At 61.1% G+C, this 7389-nt stretch carries 7 protein-coding genes; 3 read left to right on the plus strand and 4 right to left on the minus strand.

The features are described from left to right. Positions 1-130 precede the first annotated feature (130 nt). The 3 genes from PV772_RS20940 to istB all read left to right on the plus strand — a co-directional run bounded on the left by PV772_RS20940 (position 131) and on the right by istB (position 3283). Complete coding sequence (locus PV772_RS20940) at positions 131-583, plus strand: universal stress protein (RefSeq protein WP_347887434.1); 453 nt, start codon at positions 131-133, stop codon at positions 581-583. 208 nt (positions 584-791) lie between these two features. After that, entirely contained in the window at positions 792-2468 is a 1677-nt protein-coding gene (gene istA / locus PV772_RS20945; protein ID WP_347887438.1) for an IS21 family transposase, read from the plus strand. Further along, positions 2465-3283, plus strand: a complete 819-nt coding sequence (gene istB / locus PV772_RS20950; protein ID WP_347887435.1) for an IS21-like element helper ATPase IstB — start codon at positions 2465-2467, stop codon at positions 3281-3283. The genes istA and istB overlap by 4 nt, the downstream gene beginning before the upstream one ends. A 215-nt stretch (positions 3284-3498) precedes the next feature. Here istB and PV772_RS20955 read toward each other — a convergent pair whose 3' ends face one another. The 4 genes from PV772_RS20955 to PV772_RS20970 form a co-directional block, all read right to left on the minus strand. Next, entirely contained in the window at positions 3499-4059 is a 561-nt protein-coding gene (locus tag PV772_RS20955; protein WP_109045761.1) for a hypothetical protein, read from the minus strand. After that, on the minus strand, positions 4044-4379 hold the full coding sequence (locus PV772_RS20960) for a PadR family transcriptional regulator (RefSeq protein ID WP_109045762.1): 336 nt from the start codon (positions 4377-4379) through the stop codon (positions 4044-4046). The genes PV772_RS20955 and PV772_RS20960 overlap by 16 nt, the downstream gene beginning before the upstream one ends. Positions 4380-4575: 196 nt before the next feature. Continuing rightward, on the minus strand, positions 4576-5061 hold the full coding sequence (locus PV772_RS20965) for a hypothetical protein (protein ID WP_347887436.1): 486 nt from the start codon (positions 5059-5061) through the stop codon (positions 4576-4578). Positions 5062-5113: 52 nt separating this feature from the next. Next, positions 5114-6670 (minus strand): competence protein CoiA family protein, encoded by a 1557-nt coding sequence (locus PV772_RS20970; protein ID WP_347887437.1) that lies wholly within the window; start codon positions 6668-6670, stop codon positions 5114-5116. Positions 6671-7389: the final 719 nt, after the last annotated feature.

A 7389-nucleotide genomic window follows, 5' to 3' on the forward strand; every position in this document is an offset into this window, starting at 1 on the left:
CACCGGGAGCCTGGCCTGCGGCCTGGCACCTTTCCTTAACTGCCATTTTCATCAGGTACCTTGCCGCTGAAGCCTGTATGGGAGACTGATGGCAACCAGTCAGGCGGGACCTCAACGGACGGCGGAGATCATGGGCGACGGAGAGGGATTCAGGATCGTGGTCGGGGTGGACGGCTCTGCGGAATCACGGTTCGCTGTCGAATGGGCCGTCACCGAGGCCCGTCTCCGCCACGGACAGGTACGGGCAGTAACCGCTTGGGAGTATCCTCCCGAGGCGGCCGGTATGGAAGCGATGATCTGGGATAGCAACATTTTCGAGCCGACCGCCCGGGGAATGCAGACGGACACATTGAAGGGGGCAGACACCGAAGGTGTCGACGTCACCGGTGACGTCGTCCAAGGGCCCACAGTCACCGTCCTTATAAATGCTTCTATGGACGCCGACCTGCTGGTCGTTGGTTCCCGAGGGCACGGAGGATTCACCGGGCTGCTGCTCGGATCCGTGTCCACGCAGGTACTCCACCACGCCGCCTGTCCCGTGCTCGTAGTCAGGACCAGGCCCAGAGCGCACGGAGATGGATAGGTCTTCGGACAGCGGAGGCACAGCGGGTGATCCGGCGTCCTGCGGATGCCCCGATGAAGCCTGGCTGTGACAGGTTTGGATGGCCCCGGTAGGACGGGTATATCTGGCCCCACTTCGTGACTCGCCGGGCACCTTGTGACGGTTATTTGTGGCCCCACCTTCAACGTTGGATTCATCAGTGGATGGATGCGGCGGAAGGTTGGTCTGGATGGAGTCGAGAGTGGAGTTGTTCGCGCGGATCCGAAGGGACGCCCGGGTTGAGGGCCTGTCGGTTCGTGCGTTGGCGGTCCGGCACGGAGTCCATAGAAGAACGGTGAGGCAGGCACTGGATTCAGCTGCCCCTCCGGAGCGCAAACAGAGACAAGGGGTGTCCTGGAGGCTGGAACCGTTCAAGGGCGCGATCGATGCGATGCTGATCGAGGATATGACGGCGCCGCGGAAGCAGCGTCATACCGCCCGCAGGATTCTGGCCCGGCTCATCGAAGAGCAAAGTGCCCAGGAGCTCTCGTATTCCACAGTGCGTGATTACGTAAGGGTCCGGCGGGCCCAGATTGATGTGGAGGCCGGCCGCCGAGTTGAGGTGTTTGTTCCGCAGGAACACGCGCCGGGCGCCGAGGCCGAGGTGGACTTCGGCGAGGTCTATGTCGTGCTGAACGGTGTGAAGACGAAGTGTCACATGTTCATCTTCCGGCTATCGCATTCGGGCAGGGCCATCCACCGGATCTACCCGACTCAGGCCCAGGAAGCCTTTCTCGAGGGCCACATCGAGGCCTTCAACGTTCTTGGTGGCATCCCGACCAAACACATCCGCTATGACAATCTCACCAGCGCGGTCACGGCGGTGGTGTTCGGGCAGGGCCGGCAGCGTCGGGAGAACGAGCGGTGGGTGTTGTTCCGTTCGTTCTACGGCTTCGATCCCTTCTATTGCCAGTCCGGCATCGCAGGTGCCCATGAAAAGGGCGGGGTTGAAGGAGAGGTTGGCTGGTTTCGGCGCAACAGACTCTCGCCTATGCCTGTCGCTCAATCCCTGGACGAGCTCAACGACCGCATTCGCGAATGGGAAGCTCAGGACGACGGGCGGCGCATCAATGACAGGATCCGCACCATCGGTCAGGACTTCGAGATTGAACGGCCGTTCCTGGCCCCGTTGCCGGCGGATGAGTTTGATCCGGGTCTGGTGCTGACCCCTCGAGTTGATAGGTCCTCGATGATCACGGTGCGGATGGTGAAGTACTCCGTTCCGGCGCGGTTCATTGGCAGAAGAGTCCGGGTCTCGCTGCGGGCATCGGAGCTTGTAGTGTTCGACGGCCGCGCGGTGGCGGCCAGGCATCAGCGGATCGTTGCCAAAGGCGCGCAGTCGGTCCAGCTGGACCATTACCTGGAGGTCCTCAAGACCAAGCCCGGCGCTTTGCCTGGCTCCACCGCGTTGGCCCGGGCACGGGAGTCCGGGGCGTTCACGTCCGCCCACGAAGCCTTCTGGGCCGCCTCCCGCCGGGTCAACGGTGACGCCGACGGGACCCGCGAACTGATCGACGTCCTGCTCCTCCACCGGTCCATGGATGCCGGAGACATCCATGCAGGGATCACCGCGGCGCTGGTAGTGGGCGCGGTCAGCGCCGACGTCGTCGCGGTCGAAGCCCGCAGACACGCCACGATCTCTTTCCGGGGTGGGGCCAGTTCCGACCGTCATTCCGGTGCTCATGCTGAAGAGAAAGTGCAACGGGTTGTCAGTCTCACCCAGCGCCGACTCATGGACCCCGCCGCCGTCATTGCCGGGCTCCCGCCTGACAGCCGGCCCCTGCCCTCGGTCAATGCCTATGACGAGCTGCTGGCCAAACGTTCCGAACACCCTGCAGGAACCGCGTCGAAGGAGAACATCTCATGAGCCCCACCGCACCGGCCACCACCATCACCCCGACCCTGCGCCGGAGGCGCGGCCTGACCGAGCAGGCAGCGGTCGCCGCCGTGGACCAGGCCTGCCGTCGGCTTCGCCTGCCCACCATCCGCGCGGCCCTCGACGAAGCCCTGACCGTCGCCGGGAAGGAACAACTCTCCTACCAGGGCTTCCTGGCCGAGCTGTTGCTGGCCGAGTGCGACGACAGGGACCGGCGCTCCTCGATCCGCCGCGTGAAAGCCGCAAACTTTCCCCGGGACAAATGGCTCGGGGACTTCGATTTCGATGCAAACCCGAACATCAACCCCGCCACCATCCACACCCTGGCCACCGGGGACTGGATCCGCAAAGGACAACCCCTTTGCCTCATCGGAGACTCCGGAACCGGCAAATCCCACCTGCTCATCGGACTCGGCACTGCCGCCGCCGAGACGGGCTACAGGGTCAAATACACCCTCGCCACCCGGCTCGTAAACGAACTCGTCGAAGCCGCCGACGAGAAAGTCTTGGCAAAGACCATCGCCCGCTACGGGCGCGTGGACCTGCTGTGCATCGACGAACTCGGATACATGGAGCTGGACCGCCGCGGCGCCGAACTCCTCTTCCAGGTCCTCACCGAACGGGAGGAGAAAAACTCCATCGCCATCGCCTCAAACGAATCGTTCTCCGGCTGGACCAAAACCTTCACAGATCCTCGCTTATGTGCCGCGATCGTTGACCGGCTGACCTTCAACGGCGCCATAATCGAAACCGGCACCGACTCATACCGCCTCGCCCACACGATCGCCCAACAAGCCACAGGCTAGCGTGGGGGCCAAGCAAACCATCGCACATTCAGGACCAGGGTCCTGCCCAACGACAGCAGAGGCGGCTTCAAAACTTTGAGGTTGGACTCAAGCTCTTAGTGCCAACTTTCAACGCAACAATCCCGCGTCTGATAGGCATCCACGGACGCAAATGGCTGCAAGGAACCATTGGCTTCAACGCCTTCAACTCGGCCAGGTAGCTCTGAATGTAGGGCCTACTTGGCGGTTGGCTGATATTCCGGGTAGTAGCGGCGGATTTCCTCAGCAGGCCTGCCTGCGCTGATCATCTGTTCCAGGCTTACGGCCGTACGGACTTCATCGACAGTGAGAAGCCTGCTGTTCCAGGGCCCGATGGTCTGATAGCAGAAATCGTTAGGGTCATTCATCTTTGCGGCGTCATAGCACTCAGGATGACTTGTGTCCGCCATGCTCGAAGGCGCTGCCGCCGGTTCCGCTTTCGTACTCGCCTGAATCCCGGCGACCGCACCGCCCATGAGAACCACGGCCGCGCCGACCATGCCTAGTACCAGCTTCATATTTTCCCCCTTTGTGAAACGCGACAGCAGCATGCTGCAGCGGTACAGCAATTCGTAAAACCTGGCAGTAATGGATGAACAGACCGCCCCAAAGATCAGAGATGGTTGCGAGATACCCAGCCGCGGTCCGTCCCGCAGATCGGCTCTCCACTGCTCCTCTCGAACAGCCCGGAGATGCCGAGGCGTCAGCAATACGCATAGGGCCAGGAGGGTCTCGGTTTGCCTCACGTCACGCACCACTGGCCCTCCTTCATAGCCGGCGACGGTCGCGATGCAGGCGGCGAAACCTTTGCCCGTTGCGCATTGACGTACTCGTTCGCCAATGGGCGGGCCTCCGCGACCAAGCGGTAGTAGCGCCTGCGCGGTCCCTTGCGCTCCTCCGTTGAATCCCATTCACCCTGGACCCAACCCGCCGCCTCAAGCCGGTCGAGGATCGGATAGACAGTGCCGGGCTTCTTGCCCACGTCTTTGATGATCTGGAGTCCCCAGACCTTCTCGACCGAAAGCAGAACTTCAAGGACCAGCGCTGTTGCCGGCGTAACGCGTCCCAAGTTGTCCATAGAAGAAATCTAGCTATATAGATTTAGATGTCAAGTCTCACCAAGCTCTCGTCCTTCAGAGAACGTCTACTGCAATTGCGGCTTGGGTTTTGACTGTCACATTGCAGGTCCTGGAGTTACCGCTCTTTGCGGATAAAGCTCCAACAACCGCTGGTGGGGCCAGATATACCCGTCCTACCGGGGCCATCCAAACCTGTCACAGCCAGCCTTGGGCGAAGTAGAGGAATTTGGTGGAGAACGCTGGCCCAAACCATGGGATTCGTCCAGCGCCTTTGTCGGTGGTCAGGGTGCGATAAGCCTCTCGTGGAGGCGCCCCGTCTTGAACCAACGTCCAGGCTGTTACGAGACGTTGTCCTGCCTTCTTCTGGTGAGCGGCTAGTCCGTCCAGCCGCTGGTGGAGCCGGGGGGCGCGTGTACCCAATCCCCAAGCAAGAGAGTAGTAGAACAATTGGAAGGCGTTTTCGACTGTCGGGGTCTGATCGCCAAGGTCGAACACGTCCTTCCGCGTCACTGATGTACGTCCAGCGCCTGCGAGTTTCCCCTGAGCGGGTGGTAGCTCGCGTGCGGTGAGCTCGCGTTTCCAGCGGTCGATATCCACTGATACTTCGTGGTTCAGTACTGCGGAGGAACCTGGCAATTTCGCGAAAATGTCATCAGGCAGGGGTGCATCTTCGTTGATCATGGACTGACACTACCGGGGGCCAGCTGCTCGGGCTTGCATGACACCTTCATGTTTATCGCCAGCTAAATGCTCGGGCACCAGGAATACGGCAGCCCCCGTCGGCGTGTATGCCTTCCTTATCGTCCTCGAACATTCCGCCGCAGTCTAAGCACTCGAAGCGGAACCCATTGGGGCTGGCGCGGTAGCGTGGGTTGTCCCTAATCGCTTGCAAGCGCGCCGCACGTGCGTCTTTTGCCGCCTGTCGATCCGCAATCTCCTTTGCGTCCCGGGCCTCCGATATCCAGAATGGTTTGCGCTTTGGTCCGATGAACCGGGGATCAGCCTCGTCGTAACTGAGCTGAAGTCGCCCCGCGGGAGGGGGCTTTTCCGTTGTTGCTCCCGCCCTGGTTGCCTGCTTTCGGTGATGCGCCTCCCAGGCCGGCAGGGTTTGGCTAGAGCGGCTGGGACTGCCCGCCGCTATTAGGGCCCATTTCGTGTGTGGGAGTTCGGCCACCCATCGTCCCTGAATAACTTCCTTGCAGTCCGGACAGGCGAACCCGTGCCGCCTTTCGGTGCCCTTAAGGCGCACTATGCTTGCCTCGGCCAGGCCACGGTCTTGAGCCTCCAGCCATGCAGCCACCGATGCGCGGACGTGCTGGAAGTTCTCCGGACCCGGCCTGTAAGGGCGGAGGTCGATCCGAATCGGCGGCTCAAGCAATCGCCAGATCAGCATCGGATGGCCTAACCCGACGCACTGGACAACGCTCGCCCAGATATTCATTCCGGCGGCAACGGCTGGCGTCTCGTTGATGTCGGGGGCGGCGGCATGCTCCACGAACAATGCGTCGCGCTCAGCATTCCGGCGGACGCTCTCTTCATCGGCAAGCCTTTTTGCCTCCGAATCGGCGCTAGCTTTCAAGGCCGCGGCGGCTGCATCCTTTGCACGCTTCATTTCCTGGCGCGCAAGTTCCTCTTTTTGCTGCCTTGGCGTTCCATGCCCCCAGTGGAACGACGGATGCAGGACATGGTCAACGACGACGCCGACCCGCGCTATGTTGCGGGCCAGCGGCTGGTACGTGAGCGTTTCCATGAGTGCCGCCGGCATCGCGGGTAGGGGGCTGCTCTTGCCGAAGCCCGTGACGATCATCGGCAGCTTCACACGGAACCAGTCAAGGTTGTCAGGGACTATCCACACGGGACCGATGCCATCATCCAAGTAGCGCTCTGATCGGAAGACGTACTCATCCTCGCTCTGCGCTGACAGTTGGACCTCGAATGCAAGTCTCTTGCCGGAGATGTGAGTAGCCATGACGTCGGCAATCCATACCCGTTCCGGGTGCGCGTGTTCGACCTCGGCGTGCCAGCCAGGAGCTGCGTCGATCCTGTCCTTCAAAGCCCGTTTCATCGCCAGATGCTGGTCGGACTCCGACTTATGCTCAATGTCGCATTCGACCTCTGGATAGTGCTTGAAAAACTGCCGGCCCTTGCGTGTGACCCTACTGGCCCGCAGTCCGCACTCCAGCAGCATAAGGGTCTCGTAGAGGGGATCGTTCACCAGGGCCCGCCAAGGGGCATGAGCCATTTCCGTGGCGTCGATCCGCTCACCGTTCAGGTACGCCACCAACTGCACAGAAGCCCCCATTTCAGCTGCACACTTGGCGGTCAATCTACCGTCCGCTCACCAGCTCCGCCACCAACAACTGGAGGATTTGCCCTAAGGGAGTTCCCTGAAGGCGCGCCGTGAGGGCTGAGTTACGTCAATGCCCTGCGCTGCGTGTCGGGGCCATCCGGATCACCAGACATCCTCGTCATGGGGTACAGCGATGGCACGCACTTCGTCACTGGAAAGCTCCCGCGCCCAATTGATTGCTGATGTCTCGCGATCCATTGCTCGCCGCGCCTCACGGGAGGCTAAGAAACCGCAGTTGTGCATCAAACCAAATGGTCAAGCGCCAACCCACGAAGCCATATGCTCTCCTGCCGCCCAATCCGGATATCATTCGGCATGGTCTCCTGCCAGCTTGTTCAAGAAAAAATCGAATGCCCTTTGCCGCAGTCAGAAGACCGCTTGATGGAAACGTTCACTGCGCACCGTCGCTTGGAAGCCGAATACCACGATCCCCGCGCGTTCAGATACAACCTCAACGCGTTCCTAGCGTCAGTGAGTTCGATTCGGCAGATTCTTCAAAAGGAGATCGAGCAACGCGGCGACGTACAGCGATGGAACCAAGTGCGAGATCCATTCAAAAACGACCCCTGGCTGAAAGCTCTTGGGACTGCCCCGGCTTTTGTTGACTCGGGGTCTTAGGCCGCTGTGAGCGCGGTCCGGTTGATTGTTTCATATTCGAT

Origin of the sequence: Pseudarthrobacter sp. CC12 (genome assembly GCF_039907755.1) — a bacterium.
Taxonomy (GTDB): domain Bacteria; phylum Actinomycetota; class Actinomycetes; order Actinomycetales; family Micrococcaceae; genus Arthrobacter; species Arthrobacter niigatensis.